Annotated in this window: 17 protein-coding genes; 6 read left to right on the top strand and 11 right to left on the bottom strand. The window is 67.1% G+C overall.

Annotation, left to right across the window (positions count from 1 at the left end; genetic code table 11):
• Window positions 1-226: 226 nt before the first annotated feature.
• Window positions 227-1,441 carry a pyridoxal phosphate-dependent aminotransferase gene (locus tag AC3FKG_RS08795; protein ID WP_488742867.1) on the top strand — a complete coding sequence of 405 codons (1,215 nt, stop codon included), beginning with the start codon at window positions 227-229 and terminating at the stop codon, window positions 1,439-1,441.
• Window positions 1,442-1,454: 13 nt separating this feature from the next.
• Here the strand turns inward: AC3FKG_RS08795 and AC3FKG_RS08790 are convergent, their stop codons facing one another.
• The 5 genes from AC3FKG_RS08790 to AC3FKG_RS08770 are packed head-to-tail and all read right to left on the bottom strand — an operon-like array spanning window position 1,455 to window position 6,857.
• Window positions 1,455-2,957, bottom strand: a complete 1,503-nt coding sequence (locus tag AC3FKG_RS08790; protein WP_488742866.1) for an efflux transporter outer membrane subunit — start codon at window positions 2,955-2,957, stop codon at window positions 1,455-1,457.
• 13 nt (window positions 2,958-2,970) lie between these two features.
• The gene (locus tag AC3FKG_RS08785) at window positions 2,971-4,119 is read right to left on the bottom strand and encodes an ABC transporter permease (protein ID WP_488742865.1); all 1,149 of its coding nucleotides are present in this window, start codon (window positions 4,117-4,119) and stop codon (window positions 2,971-2,973) included.
• Window positions 4,116-5,144: an ABC transporter ATP-binding protein gene (locus AC3FKG_RS08780; protein ID WP_483710393.1), complete on the bottom strand. Its 1,029-nt coding sequence runs from the start codon at window positions 5,142-5,144 to the stop codon at window positions 4,116-4,118. The genes AC3FKG_RS08785 and AC3FKG_RS08780 overlap by 4 nt, the downstream gene beginning before the upstream one ends.
• Entirely contained in the window at window positions 5,141-6,130 is a 990-nt protein-coding gene (locus AC3FKG_RS08775) for an HlyD family secretion protein (RefSeq protein WP_483710394.1), read from the bottom strand. Before AC3FKG_RS08775 ends, AC3FKG_RS08780 begins: the two co-directional genes overlap by 4 nt.
• A 28-nt stretch (window positions 6,131-6,158) precedes the next feature.
• Window positions 6,159-6,857: a TetR/AcrR family transcriptional regulator gene (locus AC3FKG_RS08770; protein WP_483710395.1), complete on the bottom strand. Its 699-nt coding sequence runs from the start codon at window positions 6,855-6,857 to the stop codon at window positions 6,159-6,161.
• A 215-nt stretch (window positions 6,858-7,072) separates the two neighbouring features.
• On the opposite strand from AC3FKG_RS08770, the gene AC3FKG_RS08765 reads away from it, so the two are divergent.
• On the top strand, window positions 7,073-8,446 hold the full coding sequence (locus tag AC3FKG_RS08765) for a carbohydrate porin (RefSeq protein WP_483710396.1): 1,374 nt from the start codon (window positions 7,073-7,075) through the stop codon (window positions 8,444-8,446).
• A gap of 63 nt (window positions 8,447-8,509) precedes the next feature.
• On the opposite strand, the gene queF is transcribed toward AC3FKG_RS08765, so the two are convergent.
• Both queF and ilvA read right to left on the bottom strand, forming a co-directional pair.
• Complete coding sequence (gene queF / locus AC3FKG_RS08760; RefSeq protein WP_483710397.1) at window positions 8,510-9,343, bottom strand: NADPH-dependent 7-cyano-7-deazaguanine reductase QueF; 834 nt, start codon at window positions 9,341-9,343, stop codon at window positions 8,510-8,512.
• Complete coding sequence (ilvA, locus tag AC3FKG_RS08755; RefSeq protein WP_483710398.1) at window positions 9,340-10,899, bottom strand: threonine ammonia-lyase, biosynthetic; 1,560 nt, start codon at window positions 10,897-10,899, stop codon at window positions 9,340-9,342. The genes queF and ilvA overlap by 4 nt, the downstream gene beginning before the upstream one ends.
• 284 nt (window positions 10,900-11,183) lie before the next feature.
• On the opposite strand from ilvA, the gene otsB reads away from it, so the two are divergent.
• The 4 genes from otsB (at window position 11,184) to AC3FKG_RS08735 (ending at window position 15,664) form a co-directional block, all read left to right on the top strand.
• Window positions 11,184-11,966, top strand: coding sequence for a trehalose-phosphatase (gene otsB / locus AC3FKG_RS08750; protein WP_483711450.1), 783 nt, complete (start codon window positions 11,184-11,186; stop codon window positions 11,964-11,966).
• 72 nt (window positions 11,967-12,038) lie between these two features.
• Window positions 12,039-13,853 (top strand): glycoside hydrolase family 15 protein, encoded by a 1,815-nt coding sequence (locus tag AC3FKG_RS08745; protein ID WP_483711451.1) that lies wholly within the window; start codon window positions 12,039-12,041, stop codon window positions 13,851-13,853.
• A gap of 34 nt (window positions 13,854-13,887) precedes the next feature.
• Window positions 13,888-15,279 carry an alpha,alpha-trehalose-phosphate synthase (UDP-forming) gene (otsA, locus tag AC3FKG_RS08740; protein WP_483710399.1) on the top strand — a complete coding sequence of 464 codons (1,392 nt, stop codon included), beginning with the start codon at window positions 13,888-13,890 and terminating at the stop codon, window positions 15,277-15,279.
• A gap of 31 nt (window positions 15,280-15,310) precedes the next feature.
• Window positions 15,311-15,664, top strand: coding sequence for a 4a-hydroxytetrahydrobiopterin dehydratase (locus AC3FKG_RS08735; protein ID WP_483710400.1), 354 nt, complete (start codon window positions 15,311-15,313; stop codon window positions 15,662-15,664).
• A gap of 108 nt (window positions 15,665-15,772) precedes the next feature.
• Here AC3FKG_RS08735 and AC3FKG_RS08730 read toward each other — a convergent pair whose 3' ends face one another.
• From AC3FKG_RS08730 to AC3FKG_RS08715, 4 genes are read right to left on the bottom strand one after another with little or no spacing between them, the layout of a single operon-like run.
• Complete coding sequence (locus AC3FKG_RS08730; protein ID WP_483710401.1) at window positions 15,773-16,378, bottom strand: nucleotidyltransferase family protein; 606 nt, start codon at window positions 16,376-16,378, stop codon at window positions 15,773-15,775.
• 9 nt (window positions 16,379-16,387) lie between these two features.
• Window positions 16,388-17,410 carry an XdhC family protein gene (locus AC3FKG_RS08725; RefSeq protein ID WP_483710402.1) on the bottom strand — a complete coding sequence of 341 codons (1,023 nt, stop codon included), beginning with the start codon at window positions 17,408-17,410 and terminating at the stop codon, window positions 16,388-16,390.
• Window positions 17,383-17,949 carry an SRPBCC family protein gene (locus AC3FKG_RS08720; protein ID WP_483710403.1) on the bottom strand — a complete coding sequence of 189 codons (567 nt, stop codon included), beginning with the start codon at window positions 17,947-17,949 and terminating at the stop codon, window positions 17,383-17,385. Before AC3FKG_RS08720 ends, AC3FKG_RS08725 begins: the two co-directional genes overlap by 28 nt.
• Entirely contained in the window at window positions 17,940-19,202 is a 1,263-nt protein-coding gene (locus AC3FKG_RS08715) for a vWA domain-containing protein (protein WP_488742864.1), read from the bottom strand. The genes AC3FKG_RS08720 and AC3FKG_RS08715 overlap by 10 nt, the downstream gene beginning before the upstream one ends.

The raw sequence follows: 19,202 nt of genomic DNA, 5'->3' as shown, positions 1-19,202 counted from the left end.
CGTCCCGTTCCGACCAGTATTCCCTGCGTCCCAGCCGTGACGACCGGGCGCAAAGCGGATTCGGCCTGAAGCTGAGGCCATCCGGAGCGGCCCCGGAAGACAACGGGCGCGGGCCGGGCCTTTACAGTCCCTCAAGGTAACGCCCGCAACGCCGCCGCCTTCATACCCGGCATCGCTGGCGGCTTTGCGCTACGCTTGGCATCTTGTGCCCACCGCAGGAATGCCCATGCCCGCCAGCCCAAGCCGCCACCCGTCCGATCCGTCCGATTCCCCCGTCGCCCGCCCCACCGTCCGCGACCTGCGCGCCTCACGCATCCGCGAAGTCGCCAATGCCGGCATCGGCCTGCCTGACGTGCTGCCGTTCTGGTTCGGCGAATCGGACCAGGCCACGCCGCACTTCGTGCGCGAAGCCGCGGCGCGCGCACTGGGTGGTGGCGCCACGTTCTATACCCACAATCTTGGCATCGCGCCGCTGCGCAGTGCGCTGGCCGACTATGTCGGCGCGCTGCATGGCGCGACGGGCATCGACAACGTGGCCGTGACAAGTGCGGGCGTCAATGGCCTGATGCTGGCCGCGCAACTGGTCGCCGGCCCCGGTGACCGCGTCGTGGCGGTGACGCCGCTGTGGCCGAACCTGGTGGAGATTCCCAAGATCCTCGGCGCCTCGGTCCAGACCGTCTCGCTCGACTATGGCGCGCACGGCTGGACGCTCGACGTCGGCAAGCTGCTGGCCGCGCTGACGCCCGGCACGCGCGCGCTGATGGTCAACTCGCCCAACAACCCGACCGGCTGGGTGATGTCGCGCGCGGCACAGCGTACCGTGCTGGACCACTGCCGCCGGCATGGCATCTGGATCATCGCCGACGAGGTCTACGAGCGCCTGTACTACGGCGACGAGCCTGGCGGCGGCGCCAGCCGCACCGCGCCGTCGTTCCTGGATATCGCCTCGCGCGAGGAGCGCGTCATCTGCGTCAATTCATTCTCCAAGGCCTGGCTCATGACCGGCTGGCGGCTTGGCTGGATGGTGCTGCCGTCATCGATGATCGACGATCTCGGCAAGCTGATCGAGTACAACACCTCGTGCGCGCCGTCGTTCGTGCAGGAGGCCGGCGTGGCGGCGGTGCGCGACGGCGAGCCCTTCACGCGCGACCTGGTGCAGCGGCTGCGCACCGCGCGCGACCATCTGGTGGACGCAATGTCCGCGTTGCCGGGCGTGGAAGCGCATGCGCCCGATGGCGCGATGTATGTGTTCTTCCGCCTGGCAGGCGCCTCCGACAGCCTGGCCCTGTGCAAGCAGCTCGTGCGCGAGGCAGGACTGGGCCTGGCACCGGGCAGTGCGTTTGGCGACGAAGGCGAGGGCTTCGTGCGCTGGTGCTATGCCTGTGATCCGGCCAGGCTCGACGAGGGCGTGCGGCGCCTGCGCGGGTTCCTCGGGCGCTGAGCGAGCCAAGCCCTTATTGCATGGCCGGCGCCGCCGCTGCGGCGGCGCTGGCCTGTGCTTCTTCCTCCCACCAGCCGCCCCCCAGCGCCTGCAGCAACGCGGCGGAATCCGCGAGCCGGCTTGCAGTCGCCTGCGCCAGGTCCAGCGAGGCCTGCCGCGACTGGCGCTCCGCATCTAGCAGCGCGAGCTGGCTGACACCGCCCAGCCGGTATTGCTCCGAGACGATGGCCAGCGTGGCGCGCGCCTCGCGCGCATTGTCGGCGCGCGCGCGCAGCGTGGCGGCGTCGGCTTCCAGCGCGCGCAGTGAGTCAGCCACGTTCTGCAGGCCCTGCAGCACGGCCTGGCGATAGGCCGCCAATGACTGTTCGTAGGCGGCTTCGGAGGCGCGCTTGTGCGCCAGCAGTTCGCCACCGTGGAACACGGGCTGCACCAGTCCGGCCGCCAGGCTCCAGACATTGAAACTGTCGAACACGTTGCGCGCCGTGGTGGACTGCCAGCCGCCGCCGGCACTGAGCGTGATCTGCGGATAGAGATTGGCCGTGGCCACGCCGATATTGGCCGAGGCCTGGTGCAGCAGCGCCTCGGCCGCGCGGATATCCGGGCGGCGGCGCGCAAGCGTGGAGGGCAGGCTGACCGGCAGCGTAACCGGCAGCTGCAGGTCCTCCAGCCTGAACTCGGGCAACTGCGCCGCGGCGGGCGTCTGGCCCGTGTAGACCGCAAGCTGGTGGCGCGTGGCTTCGATCTGCTGCGCGAGCCCCGGGATCAGTGCCAGTGTCTGCGCGTATTCCGCGCGCTGGCGCTGCACGTCGACGCGCGCGATGCCGCCGGTGCGCAGCCGGTCCTCGGCAATCGCTACCTCGCGCTGCTGCGCCTCGGCAATCGCCACGGTCTCGGCCAGCTGCGCGCGCAGGCCCGCTTCGCGAATCGCGGCGGTGGCGACGTTGGCGGCGAGCGCCAGGCGCGCGGCCTCGAACTCGTAGCGCTGGTAATCCACGGCGGCCTGCAGGCCTTCCAGCTCGCGCCGCTGACCGCCGAACAGGTCCAGCATGTACGAAACCTGCACCGTCGCGCCATATAGCGTGAACGGCCCGGGACTCGGGATTGCCGTGATGCCGAGCGACTGGAAATTGACCTGCTGGCGCGTGGTATTGAGGTTCGCGTCCACCGTCGGCCAGCGCGTGGCGCCGGTGCGTGCGGCCAGGTTTTCCTGTGCCTCGCGCAGCTTTGCCTGCGCCTGCGCCAGCGTGGGGCTGTCATCGAGCGAGGCGCGGATGGTGGCATCGAGCGCCGGGCTGCGGAACAGTGTCCACCATTGCGCGGGCACATCGGTGCCGGCCGCGAACGCCTGCGGCTGGCCATGTAGCAGATTGCCGGGCATGTCGGCGGCAACCGTGGCCTGCGGCTGCGGCCCGGTTACGTAGCCGGTGTCGGCGGGCGGCGCCGGCGTGCGGAAATCGGGGCCAACCGCGCACGCCGCGAGCAGCAGGCAGGCAAGAAGCGGAACAGGTGGACGCATGGCGTTGGCTCCGTCAGTCCAGCGTGCGGCGGTAGAAGCGCACCGCGATCGTCATCACCACCACGATGAACAGCGCCATCGGCCAGATATTGGGCCATAGCTCGGTCCAGCCGTTGCCCTTGAGCAGGATGCCGCGGATGATGCGATGGAAGTACGTCATCGGCAGGATGTTGCCGATCGCCTGCGCCCAGACCGGCATGCCCGCGAACGGGAACATGAAGCCGGACAGCAGGATATTTGGCAGGAAGTAGAAGAAGGTGAGCTGCATCGCCTGCAACTGGTTCTGCGCCAGCGACGACAGCGTAATGCCCACGGTCAGGTTGGCCGCGATGAACAGCAGCGCCGCCATGTACAACACCAGCACGGAGCCGATGAATGGCACCTGGAACACCCAGCGCGCGGCGATCAGCACGATGGTGGACTGGATCAGGCCGATGAAGATGTACGGCACGATCTTGCCGGTCATCACCTCGATCGGCTTTACGGGCGTGGCCAGCAGGTTCTCCATGGTGCCGCGCTCGCGTTCGCGCGTCATGGCCAGGCCCGTCATCATCACCATGGTCATGGTCAGGATCACGCCCATCAGCCCGGGGATGATGTTGTACTGCGTGATGCCTTCCGGGTTGTAGAGCCGCTGCACCTGCACGTCGAAGGGCGCCTTGCCGCCGGCCAGCGGCGCGAGCGATCCTTTCAGGTCGGTGCGCGCCACGCTGAAGGGCAACTGCGCCAGCGCGGCTATTGCGGCGCCGGTTGCGGACGGATCGGTGGCATCGGCTTCGACCAGCAGCGCGGGCCGTTCGCCGCGCAGCAGCTTGCGCGTGAAATCGGGCGGGATGCTGACCACGAACTGCACGCTGCCTTTCATCAGCGCCTCGCGCCCGGCGTTCTCATCGGGCAGCGTGCCCACCATCTTGAAGTAGGTGGAGTTCGCCATGCCGGCGATGAACGATCGCGTGAATTCGCTCTGGTCGGCGGAAATCACGGCGGTCGGCAGGTGACGCGGGTCGGTGTTGATGGCAAAGCCGAACAGCAGCAGCTGCATGATCGGCAGCCCCACGATCATGCCGAACGTGACGCGGTCGCGCCGCAGCTGCAGGAACTCCTTGAGCACGATGCTCCACCAGCGCTCGAACGAGAAGGCGAATCGACCGTTGCGTGTCATGGCTGGTCCTTGCGCGCCTTGCGGCCCGCCTCGGCGTTCGCGCCCATGTTGTCTTCGGCGCGGCTCATCATGTGGATGAAGACATCTTCGAGGCTGGTCTGGGTTTCCTCGACGCGCCGGCCCGGGCCCGCCATGCGCCGCAGGGTCTCGCCGAGCAGTGCGCCGTCGCGGCCGGTCACGTGCAGCGCGGTGCCGAAGACGACGGTCTGTTCCACGCCCGGCGCGCCGTGCAGCTGCTCGGAGAGCTGGGCCAGGTCGGCGCCCTCGACGCTCCAGGTGGCGAGCTTCTGGCTGGCGACGACTTCTTCGGCGGTGCCTTGCGCAAGCAGCCTGCCGTAGGCGATGTAGGCGAGCTTGTGGCAGCGCTCGGCCTCATCCATGTAGTGCGTGCTGACCAGCACCGAGATGCCGCGCGCGGCCAGCAGGTGAAGCTGCTCCCAGAAATCGCGGCGGGCCTTCGGGTCTACGCCGGCCGTCGGTTCGTCGAGCAGCAGCAGCTCCGGCTCATGCAGCAGGCAGGCCGCGAGCGCAAGCCGTTGCTTCCAGCCGCCCGAGAGCGAGCCGGCGAGCTGCGCGGAGCGCGTGGCCAGCCCCAGGCCTTCCAGGGCGTGGTCAACGGCCTCGCGCCGGTTGGCCATGCCATAGACGCGCGCGACGAAGTCCAGGTTCTCGCGGATCGACAGGTCGTCCCAGTAGGAGAATTTCTGCGTCATGTAGCCGACGCGGCGCTTGATCTCGTCGGTCTCGCGCAGGATGTCGAAGCCGAGGCAGGTGCCTTGTCCCGAGTCGGGCGTGAGCAGCCCGCACATCATGCGGATCGACGTGGTCTTGCCACTGCCGTTCGGGCCCAGGAAGCCGAAGATCTCGCCGCGCGCGACCTGCATGGTGAGATCGTTGACGACATGCTTGTCGCCGTAGTGCTTGTTGAGGCCGCGCACGTCGATGGCCAGGCCGCCGTTTGCACCATTCGCGCCATTCGCGTCATTCGTGTGATGGGTGCCGTTTGCGCCAGGCGTGCTGCTCATGGCTGGTGTACCTCCACGGGCTGGCCGGGCCGCAGCTTAGGCGCGTCAGCCTCGGTGGGGCGCGCTTCGATCAGGAACACGAGCTTGCGGCGCGTCTCGTTGCTGTAGATCACCGGCGGGGTGTACTCGGCTTCGTTCGAGACGTAGCTGATGGTGGCGGCCACCGGGGCCGGGCAGCCATCGCAATGCACCTGCACCGACTGGCCGTTGCGCAGCGCCCCGACCACGGTCTCCGGCACGTAGAAGCGCACCTTGACGTTGCCCGGCGGCAGCATGCGCACGACGGGGCTGCCCGCGGGGATCCATTCGCCAAGGCGATAGGGCGTGTCATAGACCAGCCCGGCCTGCGTGGCCGATACCGCCTTGCGCGAGAGTTTCCATTCCGCCTGGGCCAGCGCCGCGCGCGCGGCTTCGACCTGCGCGGCCTGTGCGGCTTGCTGGGCGTCGCGGCCCGGCAGGCGCGCGACGTCGATATCGCGCTGCAGTTCGCGCACGCGCGCGGCGTCGCTGGCCGCGGTGGCGCGTGATTCTTCCAGCTGCGCTTGCGAGATGCCGCCGATGTCGTACTGCCGCTGGTCGCGCCTGAACTGCGCGGCGCTGCGCTGCGCCGTGGCCTGCGCCTGCGCGAGCTGGGCGCGGCTGACCTCGACCTCGACCGGGCGCTTGCCGGTCTTCAGGTCGGCCAGTTGCGCCTCGGCGGCGCGCACCTGCTCGGCTGCCTGCTGGCGTGCGGCGCGTTCATCGTCGGATTCCAGCACGAACAGCGCCGTGCCCTTGTCCACCTGCTGGCCGCGCTTGACCGCAAGGCTGTCCAGCCGACCCGCGAACGGCGACGCGACGCTGACGAATTCGCCTTCGACATAACCCTGCCACGTGGCGGACTTGTCCTGGCTGCATGCCGTGATCGCGAGCGGTAGCAGCAGGGCCAGCGTGCGCGAGGTTCGACGTGTGGTGGCGTGGCTGGCGGTCGGGGAGGAGGCTTGCATGGCAGCTCGGGGCATGGCGTGGGTGCGGTCAGTCGTTGGCGCCGTCGGACGGCGCCTTGGCAGTGGGGGCGAGGCCTTGGGTCAGCAGCGTGCTGACATGGCGGACCAGCGTCTCGGTATCGACATGCTCCGCGCCCGGCAGCCGCTGCCAGATATGCGAGGTTGCCAGCGGCAGCAGCGTCAGTCCGATCAGCGACGGCATCACAAGTGCCGGCTCCAGGCCGGGATTGAGCTTGCCACCGGCGATCGCCGCGGCCAGCGGCGCGCTCAATGCGCCTGCGCGCTGCAGCGCGAAGCGGTTCAGCACGCGCTCGCGCAGCAGGCCGTCGGCGCCGGCCACTTCATGAATCCATAGCCCGGGAAACCATGGCGTGGCGGCGGCCACGCGAATCATCCGGCCGGCAATGCCCACCAGCATGGCCACCGGGTCTTCGGCGGCCGCCGCGGGCGCAAAGATCGCGTCGACGAGTTGCTGCAGGCGTTCCTCGACGATGGCATCGAGCAGCTGGTCGCGGTCGCGGAAGTAGTAGTGCACCAGCGCGGGTGTCACGCCCGCATGCTCGGCAATCGCGCGGATCGGCGTGCCGGCGACGCCGTGGCGTGCGAACAGCTCGGTGGCGGCGTCGAGCAACTGGTCGCGCTGGCCGGGATTCCCGGCCGTTGGGCGGCCCGGACCTCGGCGTTCGGCACGTGGCTTTGCGGTCTTCCGGACGGCTGATGGTGGCATGCGGCTGGCATCGCTAATGACGAGAACAGCCGCTTGATATTAATTTTTGAGTTAATTAATTCAAGACTTGTTACAACGTTGATGATCAGTCACCTCTGGGTTCATGGCAGAATGCTGCGTCGCAGCAAGGGCGGTAGACACGTCATAGCGCCTTGGCTATTCTTCGACCCGCCCATAGTCTGGTTCCACGGTCCGAATCAGAACAACTCCCGCCCATGCGTTTTCGATTCCCGGCTGCATTGCCGAGCCAGATTTTTGCCCGCTGCCTTGCCGCCATGCTGTCGGCGGGGGCTTGTGCGCCGGCTCTGTCGCAAGACGCGGCGCCCGAAGCCGGCACGGACGCCGCGACCGAAAGCCCGTTCGCCTTCCACGGCCAGGCCACTTATGTCTGGCAGCGCAAGCCCGCCTTCAACGCCGCCTACTCGGGGCCGAACAGCCTGACCACGGATCGGGCCAAGAGCTACTCGTTCACGAGTACGCTCGATCTCGGTTTGCGCCTGTGGCAGGGCGCGGAATTTCACCTCAATCCCGAAGTCGCGCAGGGTGTGCCGTTTTCGCAGTTGCATGGCATGGCCGGGCTCTCCAATGGGGAACTTGCCAAGGGCGCGAGCACCAATCCCGTTGTCTACCGCGCGCGCGCCTTCATCCGGCAGACCTGGGGGCTTGGTGGGGAGACCGAGAAGCTCGACGCTGACTTCAACCAGTTCGCGCGCACGGTGGACAAGCGCCGCGTGGTGCTGACCGCCGGCAACTTTGGCGTGCTGGACGTGTTCGACCAGAACGACTACGGCTCCGATCCACGCACCCAGTTCATGAACTGGTCGTTCCTCACGCATGGCGCGTTCGACTACGCCGCCGACGCGCGCGGCTACAACTGGGGCGTAGCGCTCGAATACATTGGCGACGACTGGTCCGCGCGCATCGGCCGCTTCCTGCAACCGCTGGAATCGAACGGGCTGGAGCTCGACACGCGGATGTTCGAGCATTACGGCGATGTACTGGAAGTCGAAAGGCGCTACTCGGTGCACGGGCGGCCCGGCACGGCGCGGTTGCTGTTCTTCCGCAACAAGGCGCGCATGGGGTCGTTCAATGACGCGATCCAGTTCGGGCAGGCCAACAACGTCGCCCCCGACGTGGCCAACGTGCGGCAGGAGCACGCCAAGGTCGGCGTCGGCCTGACGATGCTGCAGCAGATCAATGATTCGCTGGGGGTGTTCTTCCGCGCCAGCATGTCGGACGACAAGACCGAGACCTATGCCTTCACCGAGATCGGGCGGCAGGTGTCGTTCGGCGGCGTGCTCAATGGCAGTTCATGGGGCCGGGCGCGCGATGCCGTCGGGATGGCTTTTGCCGCGAACATGCTGGGCGCGAACCATCGCGCTTATCTGGCTGCTGGCGGGCAAGGGGCGTTCCTGGGGGATGGGGCGCTCAACTATGCGCCGGAGCAGGTCTTTGAAATCTATTACAGCTTTCAGCCGTTCAAATACCTGAGTATCAGTCCGGATTTCCAGTATGTCAGGAATCCGGGATATAACGCGGATCGCGGACCGGCCAAGTTCTACGGAGTCCGGTTCCACGCGGAATTCTGAAGGCGAGGCGGGCGTTGCCGCTCTGACAGCGCCCGCCAGGCACAAGCACACGACCCCCAATACTTACTGCCGGGCGTTCCTGAGATTATCCGGCCAGGGCGTGTTGAAGTTGGTCCGGAACGGATTGATATCCAGTCCCCCCCGCCGCGTATAGCGCGCATATACCGCGAGCTTCACCGGCTTGCACGCCCGCATCACGTCCATAAAGATCCGCTCCACGCATTGCTCGTGGAACTCGTTGTGGTTGCGGAACGAGATCAGATACTTCAGCAGCCCTTCCTGGTTGATCGGCGCGCCGACATAGCGGATCTGCACGCTGCCCCAGTCGGGCTGCCCGGTCACCAGGCAGTTGGACTTCAGCAGGTGCGACACCAGCGTCTCTTCCACCGGCGATTCGGCCTGGTCCGCGTGCAGCAAATCGGGCGCCGGCTCGTAGCGGTCGACTTCAATATCGAGCCGGTCCAGCAGCAAGCCATCGAGCTCGCCCATCTTCTGCTTGCCCAGGTCGGCCTCGGTCACCAGCCGCACCTGCACTGTCCCGCCCGTCGCTTCCGACAGGTCATGGTGCAGCAGTTGCTGCAACGCTTCGGGCGACGCGATCTTGCTCTGGTTGAACGAATTCAGGTACAGCTTGAACGACTTCGACTCGACGATATTGGGCGTGCCGGCGGGGATGATGAACGTAGCCAGCGCCACCTGCGGCTTGCCTTTCATGTTCAGCCAGGACACCTCGTACGCATTCCAGATATCCACCCCGAAGAACGGCACGGGCTTGCCTTCGGGCAGGCCGATCTCGGTGCGCTTGGGCTGGCGCGGAATCGGGAACAGCAGCGTCGGATCGTATTCGGTCTTGTAGGCCGAGGGCTTGCCCAGCGGCGAGTGTTCGGGAAGGCTCATGCTTGTTCTGCGCGGTCGGAGAGGAACAGCTTGTAGACCGGATTCTCGGTCTCATCCCAGTGTACGTAACCCAGCGTCGACAGGAAGGCGCGGAAGGCGCGCTTTTCGTTCTTCGGCACCTGGATACCGACCAGGATGTTCGAGGTGTCGCCGCCCTGGTTGCGATAGTGGAACAGGCTGATATTCCAGTTCGGGCTCATGCTCGACAGGAACTTCATCAGCGCGCCCGGCCGCTCGGGGAATTCGAAGCGATAGAGCAGTTCGTCATGCGCCAGCGGCGAGATGCCGCCGACCATGTAGCGGATGTGCTGCTTGGCCAGTTCGTCGTTGGACAGGTCCAGCGTGTCGAAGCCGTGGCGGCGGAAATTGGCCGCGATCTTGTCGTTTTCGGCGCGGCTGGCGATCTGCACGCCGACGAAGATGTGCGCCATGCGCTTGTCGGCGATGCGGTAGTTGAACTCGGTCACGCTGCGCGTGCCCACCAGTTCGCAGAAGCGCTTGAAGCTGCCGCGCTCTTCGGGGATGGTGACGGCGAAGACGCCCTCGCGTGCCTCGCCCACTTCCGCGCGCTCGGCGACGAAGCGCAGGCGGTCGAAGTTCATGTTCGCGCCGCAAGCGATCGCGACCAGGTGCTGGCCCTTGAGCTTTTCGCGCTCGGCGTACAGCTTGAGGCCGGCCACGGCGAGCGCGCCGGCAGGCTCCAGGATGCTGCGCGTATCCTGGAACACATCCTTCAGGCCCGCGCAGATCGCATCGGTGTCCACCAGCACGATCTCGTCGACCAGTTCGCGCGTGATGCGGAAGGTCTCCTTGCCGACCAGCTTGACCGCGGTGCCGTCGGAGAACAGGCCCACATCCTTCAGTTCGATGCGCTTGCCGGCTTCGACCGAACGCTTCATCGCATCGGAATCCACGGTCTGCACGCCGATCACCTTGATCTCCGGGCGCACGGCCTTGATGTACGAGGCGATGCCTGAGATCAGCCCGCCGCCGCCGATGGCAACGAAGATCGCGTGGATCGGGCCCGGATGCTGGCGCAGGATCTCCATGGCGATGGTGCCCTGGCCGGCGATGACTTCAGGATCGTCGAACGGATGGATGAAGGTCAGCTTGTGCTTCTTCTCCAGCACCGCCGCATGGTTGTACGCGTCGCTGTACGAATCACCGTGCAGCACGATCTCCACCCACTTGCCGCCGCGCTCGCGCACGGCATCGATCTTGACCTGCGGCGTCGTGACCGGCATGGCGATGATGGCCTTGCACTGCAGGCGCGCGGCAGCCAGGGCCACTCCCTGCGCGTGGTTGCCGGCCGACGCCGCGATTACGCCGCGCTTGATCTCTTCCTGCGTGAGCGACGCCATCTTGTTGTACGCGCCGCGCAGCTTGAACGAGAACACGGGCTGGGTGTCTTCCCGCTTGAACCACACCGAGTTGCCGGTGCGCGCCGACAGGTTGTGCGCGAAGGTCAGCTCGGTCTCCTGGGCCACGTCATAGACTTTGGCGGTCAGGATCTTCCTGAGATAGTCGGGTTTGGAGGAGGCGGGCTTGCGGTTCATGTCTGCGGTTGGCGAAGAGCCCTGGCGGCGCGACGGAACGGCGCGGGGAAGGGCAAAAATGGGGCGCAAGAAGGGCGCGCAAAAAAGGCCGGAAATTTCGGCGGAAACCGCCAATGATAAAGGATCGGCACGCCGCACAAGGCCTTGGACGCCAATGGGCATCCCGGCCGGGGTGGCTCCGCGCGCACTGTGGGGCGGACGGGCCAGGTCAATGTGACGAGCTGTGCCGTGTAGGACAGCGCCCGGTGGACGCTCGCCGGGACCCCATGCTACGGTTTAACGCGATGCCCCCGTTACCGCTAATCGAACCCAATACGGCGCTCTTTCTCGACTTCGACGGCACCCTGGCCGACCTCGCACCCCGCCCCGAGCTGGTGCAGGTCGAGCCTGAACTCGTCGGAACGCTGCGCCGACTCCATGAGCACCTGGACGGCGCGCTCGCCATCGTATCCGGCCGGCCGATCGTCGAACTCGACTACTTCCTGCAGCCGCTGTGCCTGCCGGCCGCCGGCATTCACGGGGCCGAACTCCGCAGCGGCGGAGCGCGCGTCGAGATGAAGCCGGCGCCCGGCCTGGAGCCGCTGATTCCGCCGCTGGAAGCCCTGGTGCGCCGCCATCCGGGCCTGCGCCTGGAGCGCAAATCCGTGGCGGTTGCCATCCACTATCGCGAAGCCCCCGAACTCGAGGGGCTGGTGCGCGCCGCCGTCACCGACGCGCTGCGCCACGCGAACGGACTTGAGGGCATGCCCGGCAAGATGGTCGTGGAGATCAAGCCCGCGGGCATCAACAAGGGCGACGCCATTGCCGCCTTCATGAACATGCCGCCATTTGCTGGGCGCGGCCCGGTCTTTGCCGGCGACGATGTGACGGACGAGGCAGGCTTTGCCGTGATCCGCAAGCTCGGCGGCCTCGGCGTGCTGGTTGGCCAGCGCGACACCATGGCGACGGTCAGCGTTACCGGGCCGGCCGCGCTGCGTTGCTGGCTGCACCGCTCAGCGCACGCGCTCGACGGCACGCCGCGTCGGGCCGATCTGCCCCCGGCGTCCAATCCACAACGACATCTTTGAGGGGGATTCGCTGTGACTTCCGCAAGCAATCCAAGCAGTCCGTCGGAGCTGGGCCAGCCGCCGTCCGACGGCGTGTACAAGACCGTCGATGGCGGCAAGCGCCATGCGGCGCCGTCGCTGTCCCTCGGCATGATCGGCAACTGCGCGTTCTCGGCGCTGGCCGACAGCCGCGGCCGGATCGTGTGGTCGTGCATGCCGCGCTTCGACGGCGACCCGGTCTTCAACGCGCTGCTCGACCCGAGCGAGAACGCCGGGCATTTCTCGATCGAGATCGAGGACTTCCACGCGTCGAGCCAGTGGTACGAACCGAATACCGCCGTGCTGCGCACGCGGCTGACCGATATCCACGGCAACAGCCTGGAGATCACCGACTTCGCGCCGCGTTTCTTCCGGCTGGGCCGCTATTTCCGGCCCATCACGCTCGTGCGCCGCATCCGCCCGGTGCGCGGCGCGCCGCGCGTGCGTGTGGTGGTGTCGCCGCGCTTCGACTGGGGGCGCAAGGTGCCGGAGATCACGCGCGGCAGCAGCCATGTGCGCTACATCGGCGACAGCATGACGCTGCGCATGACCACCGATGCGCCGCTGGCCTATGTGCTGTCGCACACGCCGTTCCTGCTCACGCGCAGCCACAACTTCATCCTCGGCCCGGACGAAACGCTCAATCACGGCGTCGAGGAAACCGCGCGCGATTTCGAGCAGGAGACCACCTCCTACTGGCGCATGTGGAGCCGCCGTCTTGCGGTGCCGCGCGAATGGCAGGACGCGGTCATCCGCGCCGCGATCACGCTCAAGATGTCCTTGTACGAGGAGACCGGCGCGATCGTCGCGGCCATGACCACCAGCATTCCCGAGGCCCCCGGCAGCGGGCGCAACTGGGACTACCGCTACTGCTGGTTGCGCGACGCGTTTTTCGTGGTGCGCGCGCTCAACAGCCTGTCCGAAGTCGGCACCCTGGAGGACTACCTGCGCTGGCTGTCGAACGTGGTGATGCAGTCGCAGGACGGGCATATCCAGCCGCTGTACGGCATCGGGCTGGAGCGCGAACTGCCCGAAAGCATCCTTGACCACCTGCCTGGCTATCGCGGCATGGGTCCGGTGCGTCTGGGCAACCAGGCGCAGGAGCACTTCCAGCACGATGTCTACGGCAATGTCGTGCTGGGCGCGGCGCAGGCTTTCCACGACCACCGGCTGCTGCATCGTGGCGGCCCGGCCGAATTCCGCCGGCTGGAAGAAGTGGGCGAGCAGGCCGTGAAAGTGTTCGGCACGCCCGATGCCGGCATGTGGGAGTTGCGCACGCGTGCGCGCGTGCATACCTCGTCTGCGCTGATGAGCTGGGCGGCTTGCGACCGGCTCGCCAAGGTGGCGGAAAAGCTGGAACTGCAGGCGCGCGCGGAGTATTGGCACGGCCATGCGCAACGCATGAAGGAGCGCATCCTGGCCGAATCCTGGAATGAATCGCGCCAGGCATTTGCCGAAAGCTTCGGCGGCAAGGAGCTGGATGCCAGCGTGCTGCTGATGGCCGAGGTGAACTTCATCGACCCGCGCGATCCGCGCTTCATGTCGACGGTCAAGGCACTCGAAGAGAGCCTGTGCGACGGCCCTTACATGCGCCGCTACGAAGCGCCGGACGATTTCGGCAAGCCCGAGACCGCCTTCAACATCTGCACGTTCTGGCGTATCGATGCGCTGGCACGCATCGGCCGGCGCGACGAGGCGCGGAAGATCTTCGAGGCCATGCTGGCGGCCCGCAATCCGCTGGGCCTGCTGTCCGAAGACACCCATCCCGTCACCGGCGAGATGTGGGGCAACTTCCCGCAGACCTATTCGATGGTCGGGCTGATCAATGGCGCCATGCGCCTGTCGGCGCCGTGGGACAGCGTGATCTGACCGGGGCTGGCATGATTAACACGAACAGCTCTATATGCCCAGACTAGTAGCGGTATCCAACCGCGTTGCCGATCCGCGCAATGTTGCCGCGGGCGGGCTCGCGGTGGCGTTGTCCGAAGCGCTGCGCCAGACCGGCGGCCTGTGGTTCGGCTGGAGCGGCAAGGCGCTGGAAACTAACCAGGGCGGCACGCCGGGCGAAGGCGAGCTGCATTTGCAGCAAGCCGGCAACGTCACGCTGGCCACGGTGGACCTGTGCCGCGAGGACCACGACTCGTACTATCTCGGCTACAGCAACGGCGTGCTGTGGCCCGCGTTCCACTACCGCCTGGACCTGGCCGACTTCGACTCGAACTACCTCAACGGCTACCGCCGCGTGAACCAGCTCTTCGCGCGCAAGCTGGCGCCGCTGCTGAAGCCCGACGATGTCATCTGGATCCACGACTATCACCTGATCCCGCTGGCGGCCGAACTGCGCGCCATCGGCTGTGGCCAGCGCATCGGCTTTTTCCTGCATATCCCGTTGCCGCCACCGCTGATCCTCGCGGCGATCCCGCAGCATGACTGGCTGATGCGGGCGCTGTTTGCGTATGACCTGATCGGCTTCCAGACCCACACCGACCTCGAGCATTTCTCGCGCTACGTGCAGAACGAAGCGTTCGCCGAACCGATGGGCGAGCATCGCTACCGTGCGTACCATCGCACCGTGCGTGCGGAGGCGTTTCCGATCGGCATCGATGTGGACGAGTTCGCCGAACTGGGGCGTGGCGCGGAGGCGCAGGAAACGTTCGAGATGATGTGCGCGCAGTATGCGCAGCGCCGGTTGCTGCTCGGCATCGACCGGCTCGACTACTCCAAGGGGCTGCCGCAGCGGCTGAAGGCCTTCTACCGGCTGCTCGCCGAGTACCCCGAGAATCGCAAGAGCGCGACGCTGGTACAGATCGCGGCCCCATCGCGCGAATCGGTGGATGCGTATGCGGACTTGCGCAGCGAGATGGAACGTTTAAGCGGCGCGATCAATGGCGAATTCGGCGAGCTGGATTGGATGCCAGTGCGCTATATCCACCGCACCACGGCGCGCAAGCGGCTACCGGGCCTGTGCCGCGCCAGCCGCGTCGCGCTGGTGACGCCGCTGCGCGATGGCATGAACCTGGTCGCCAAGGAATTTATCGCGGCACAGGATCCTGCAGATCCCGGCGTGCTGGTGCTGTCTCGCTTTGCCGGCGCGGCGGAGCAGCTAAAGGAAGCGTTGCTGGTGAACCCCTACGACACGTACTCCACCGCGCAGGCGATCCAGCAGGCCTTGCACATGCCGCTGGCCGAGCGGCAGGCGCGGCATGAGAAGCTGCTGGAACGGGTCCGCTGCCAGGATGTGCATTGGTGGAGTCGGGAATACCTGCGTGCCTTGTCGGAAACCGAGGGCGGCTGAGGACTTGTTGCGGCTGCAGAAGGAGCTAGCCATGACCGAGAGACTGGATTCGCAGACCTGCACGCCGTGCCGTGGGGGCATTCCGCCGCTGGAGCGTGCCGAGGCCGAAGGGCTGCTGGCCGACACGCCCGGATGGACGCTGACCGATGACGCCGGCAGGCTCGAGCGAAGCTTCACCTTCCGCAACTTCGCGCAGGCGCTGGCATTCGCCAATGGCGTGGGACAACTGGCGGAAGCGCAAGGGCATCATCCCGAGATCAGCTTTGGATGGGGGCATGCCACGGTGTCGTGGCGGACCAAGAAGATCAAGGGACTGCACAGGAATGATTTCATCATGGCGGCCAAGACTTCCGGGCTGGCTGAGCAGTTGCGGGAGGGCAGTTAGCGATCACTTGCCTTGAAATGCGGATGGCGTAACGCCTCGTGACGCCGTGGCTCCCCTCTCCAACGCGTGGGAGAGGGCAGGAACCAGGCGCTACGGCATTCGTAGCAGCTAGTTCAAATCCCCCGGCAGATCCACGTCCCTGAACGCCCCGTCGTCCTCCGTCAGGATCCTCGTCACCGGTTGCGCCTTCAACAGCGCCCGCGCTCCCTCGTCCCCGTCGAGCTTCAGCAATTCCTCCCGCCAGGCTGCCCCGAATCCAACCGGGTGCCCGCGCTGCCCGTCGCGCCACGGCGCGGCAATGGTGTCAGGCGTGGTGATGGTCAACGCCACCGCCCTGACCAGTTCCATCGGCAACCACGGCATATCGGCAAGCGCCACCACCCAGCCACGCGCGTCGGGCGTCGCCGCGACCGCGGCGCGCAACGCTGCGCCCATGCCGGCTTCGGCCCCGGCCGCTTCGACCACCCGGCAGCCCCCGCGCCGCAATTCCTCGGCGAGCGCCGGATGGCCAGGCCGGATCACGGCAATCGAGTCAGGCAGCGCAGCGGCCAATGTCCGCGCACTGCGCCACGCGATGGTGCGGCCGTCAGGCAGTGTCTCCAGCAGCTTGTTGCGCTGGCCATTGGCGTCGAAGCGCCGGCCGAACCCGGCCGCCAGGAGAACCCCGGTCGGCAGGTCGGTCTTGATCAGGGGAGCATTGCGGGCGGCGGTCATGGCGCATCCTCAGGTGCTGCAGCTGCTGCCGGTGCCGGCCGCCATTTCCCGTGCCGCCTTGGCGCCTTCCACCTGCAGGATGTCGGGCAGCGAGACATGGTTCTTGGCGGCCACCACTTCGGCCAGGATGGAAATGGCAATCTCCGGCGGCGTGCGGCTGCCGATGAAGATGCCGACCGGGCCGTGCAGGCGGGACAGCTGAACGTCGTTCAGGTCGAATTCCTTGAGGCGCTCGCGCCGTGCCTGGTTGTTGCGACGCGAGCCCAGCGCGCCGACGTAAAACGCGCGCGTGCGCAACGCTTCCATCAGCGCCAGGTCGTCGAGCTTGGGATCGTGCGTGAGCGCAATCACCGCGCAACGCTCGTCGAGGTTCATCTCCGTCACGGTGTCGTCGGGCATGGTCCGCACCATGATCACACCCGGGATGTCCCACGTTTCCGTGTATTCCTCGCGCGGGTCGCACACGGTGACCTGGAAGCCCAGGCCCACGGCAATCTGGCACAGGTACTTCGACAACTGCCCCGCGCCGATCACGAGCATGCGATAGCGCGGGCCGTGAATGGTTCGCAAGGTCTGGCCGTCGAAGGCCAGGCCATCGGTGGCCTCCGCCGGCCCCAGCGTGGCGTTGCCGGTCGCCATGTCGAGCGTGCGCGTCACCAGCCGGCCGTTCTCGACGGCGTCGAGCAGTTCCGCGATGCCGCTCGCGGGGGCGAGCGGCTCGGTCACCAGTTCAATCGTGCCGCCGCACGGCAGGCCGAAGCGGTGGGCTTCCTCGGCGCTGATGCCGTATTTGACAGATTCGGGATGATCCGCGGTGATGCCGAGCCGGCGCACGCGGTCGATCAGATCGTCTTCGATGCAGCCGCCGGACACCGAGCCGACGACAAGCCCGTCATCGCGCACGGCCAGCATCGCGCCTTCCGGGCGGGGCGACGAGCCCCAGGTCCTGACTACCGTCACCAGCAGCACACGGTGGCCTTCCTGCTGCCACCGAACACTGCTTCTCAGGACTTCGAGATCCACGCTGTCCATGATCGCTTCCGCTTGGGTTCCTCTGATTGTTGCTCTGTTTGTTGCGCATCGCTGCCATCGGGGGCGGCGTCTTGTTGTGGTTCGGCATCATCGGGCGCCGGCGCAGCCAGTGCCTCGGTGAAACGCGTGAAAAAGGTCTCCGCCATCTTGCGCGCCGCGGCGTCTACCAGCCGCGAGCCGATCTGCGCGATCTTGCCGCCCACCTGCGCGTTGACCGCATACGTGAGCACCGTTTCATCGCCCTCGGGTTCCAGCGTGACGCGTGCGGACCCTTTGCCGAAACCGGCCGCACCGCCTTGTCCGTCGAACTGGATGGTGTAGCTGTCCGGTGCCTGGATATCCTGCAGCGCCATGCGGCCCTTGAAGCGCGCCTTGACCGGGCCGACCGCCGCGGTCAAGGCGAGCTGGTAGGCATTTTCGCCGTCAGGCTGGATGCTCTCACATCCGGGGATGCACTGCTTGAGCAGCGCGATGTCGTTGAGCGCTTCCCATGCCACTTGCTGAGGCACCGGCAGGCGCTGGCTCTGGTTCATTTCCATGGGGGGCGCTCCTTGTCTCTTGTGATTGGTTTCATAGGCGAAGCGAAAGCCGTGCCGGCGTCCGGCTCGGACAGCAAGGTCTGCAAGCCGAGCAGGCTGTCGAGATTGTGCGCCGGACGCAGCGCATCCACATGCGGCAGGATGGCCTGCACGCCACGCGCCTGCGGCGCGAAGCCGGGGTAGCGCAGCAGCGGGTTGAGCCAGATGATGCGGTGAGCAAAGCGCCGCAGCCGCGCCATCTCCTGGTCCAGCAGGTCGATATGTTCGTGGTCCAGCCCGTCAGTGACGAGCAGTACCGTGGCGCGTCCCGATAGCGTGCGGCGTGCCCACTGGCGGTTGAAGCTCGCCAGCGCTTCGCCGATGCGCGTGCCGCCGGCCCAGTCGCGCACCTGGCCGGTGATGACGGCTACAGCTTCGTCGGGGTCGCGCTCGCGCAAGGCGCGCGTGATGTTGGTGAGCCGCGTGCCGAACAGGAATACGGACAGCCGCTCGCGCGACAGCGTCAACGCATGGCAGAAGTACAGCACGGCGCGCGAGTACTGGCTCATCGATCCGGAGATGTCGAGCAGCAGCACCACCGGCGGCTTGCGTTCGGCATGGCGGCGGTATTTCCAGCGCAGCCATTCGCCATGCTGGCGCACGGCCAGGCGCGCGCTCGCGCGCAGGTCGGCACGCGTGCCGCTGCTGGCCGGACGCAGCCGGCGCGTGCGCTCCATGGCCAGGTGGGCGCGGCGCTTGCGCACCAGGTGCTGCAGCGCGCGCCATTCCTGCGCGGTCAGCGTCTCGAAATCGCGCTGCGCCAGTCGCTCCTGGTCCGAGAACGTCAGCGGCACCGTGATCCGGTCCGCTTCGGTCTGCTGCGGCCGGGCGGGCAGGTCAGGCTGGCGTGCCGCCAATGCATCGGCCAGCCGGTTGCTGCGCCGCGGCGGCGGCGCGCCGGCATCGACGCGCGGCAGCAGCATCGCGCGCAGCTTGCCTTCCCAGTCGGGGTCGCGCCAGAACAGGTCGAAGGCGGCGTCGAACAGCGGCCGCTGGTCGGGGCCGGACAACACCAGCGCGGCCAACGCCGCGCGAACGTCGTCGCGCCGGCCGATGTCCACGTATTGCAGCGCATCGAGCGCGTCGACCGAATGCGCGGGCGACAGCGCGAAGCCGCCGTCGTGCAGCAGCCGCATGAAGTGCGCCACGTTGCGCGCCAGCACCGGCAGGGCGGGGCCGGGCTTGCCGGCGCGGGCGGGGTGCAGCGTGGCCAT

This window comes from Cupriavidus sp. 22TCCZM04-2 (genome assembly GCF_057798895.1).
Note: the sequence above shows the minus strand (reverse complement) of the source record. Positions and strands in the feature narration are given on the sequence as shown.

What these genes read in the sequence shown, in the direction of transcription:
- otsB (WP_483711450.1), top strand. Translation starts at nt 11,184, where the DNA reads ATGCCCCCGTTACCGCTAATCGAACCCAATACGGCGCTCTTTCTCGAC.
- AC3FKG_RS08795 (WP_488742867.1), top strand. Translation starts at nt 227, where the DNA reads ATGCCCGCCAGCCCAAGCCGCCACCCGTCCGATCCGTCCGATTCCCCC.
- AC3FKG_RS08715 (WP_488742864.1), bottom strand. Translation starts at nt 19,202, where the DNA reads ATGGCCACGCTGCACCCCGCCCGCGCCGGCAAGCCCGGCCCCGCCCTG.
- AC3FKG_RS08770 (WP_483710395.1), bottom strand. Translation starts at nt 6,857, where the DNA reads ATGCCACCATCAGCCGTCCGGAAGACCGCAAAGCCACGTGCCGAACGC.
- ilvA (WP_483710398.1), bottom strand. Translation starts at nt 10,899, where the DNA reads ATGAACCGCAAGCCCGCCTCCTCCAAACCCGACTATCTCAGGAAGATC.
- AC3FKG_RS08765 (WP_483710396.1), top strand. Translation starts at nt 7,073, where the DNA reads ATGCGTTTTCGATTCCCGGCTGCATTGCCGAGCCAGATTTTTGCCCGC.
- AC3FKG_RS08790 (WP_488742866.1), bottom strand. Translation starts at nt 2,957, where the DNA reads ATGCGTCCACCTGTTCCGCTTCTTGCCTGCCTGCTGCTCGCGGCGTGC.
- AC3FKG_RS08725 (WP_483710402.1), bottom strand. Translation starts at nt 17,410, where the DNA reads ATGGACAGCGTGGATCTCGAAGTCCTGAGAAGCAGTGTTCGGTGGCAG.
- otsA (WP_483710399.1), top strand. Translation starts at nt 13,888, where the DNA reads ATGCCCAGACTAGTAGCGGTATCCAACCGCGTTGCCGATCCGCGCAAT.
- AC3FKG_RS08735 (WP_483710400.1), top strand. Translation starts at nt 15,311, where the DNA reads ATGACCGAGAGACTGGATTCGCAGACCTGCACGCCGTGCCGTGGGGGC.
- AC3FKG_RS08780 (WP_483710393.1), bottom strand. Translation starts at nt 5,144, where the DNA reads ATGAGCAGCACGCCTGGCGCAAACGGCACCCATCACACGAATGACGCG.
- queF (WP_483710397.1), bottom strand. Translation starts at nt 9,343, where the DNA reads ATGAGCCTTCCCGAACACTCGCCGCTGGGCAAGCCCTCGGCCTACAAG.
- AC3FKG_RS08730 (WP_483710401.1), bottom strand. Translation starts at nt 16,378, where the DNA reads ATGACCGCCGCCCGCAATGCTCCCCTGATCAAGACCGACCTGCCGACC.
- AC3FKG_RS08720 (WP_483710403.1), bottom strand. Translation starts at nt 17,949, where the DNA reads ATGGAAATGAACCAGAGCCAGCGCCTGCCGGTGCCTCAGCAAGTGGCA.
- AC3FKG_RS08785 (WP_488742865.1), bottom strand. Translation starts at nt 4,119, where the DNA reads ATGACACGCAACGGTCGATTCGCCTTCTCGTTCGAGCGCTGGTGGAGC.
- AC3FKG_RS08775 (WP_483710394.1), bottom strand. Translation starts at nt 6,130, where the DNA reads ATGCAAGCCTCCTCCCCGACCGCCAGCCACGCCACCACACGTCGAACC.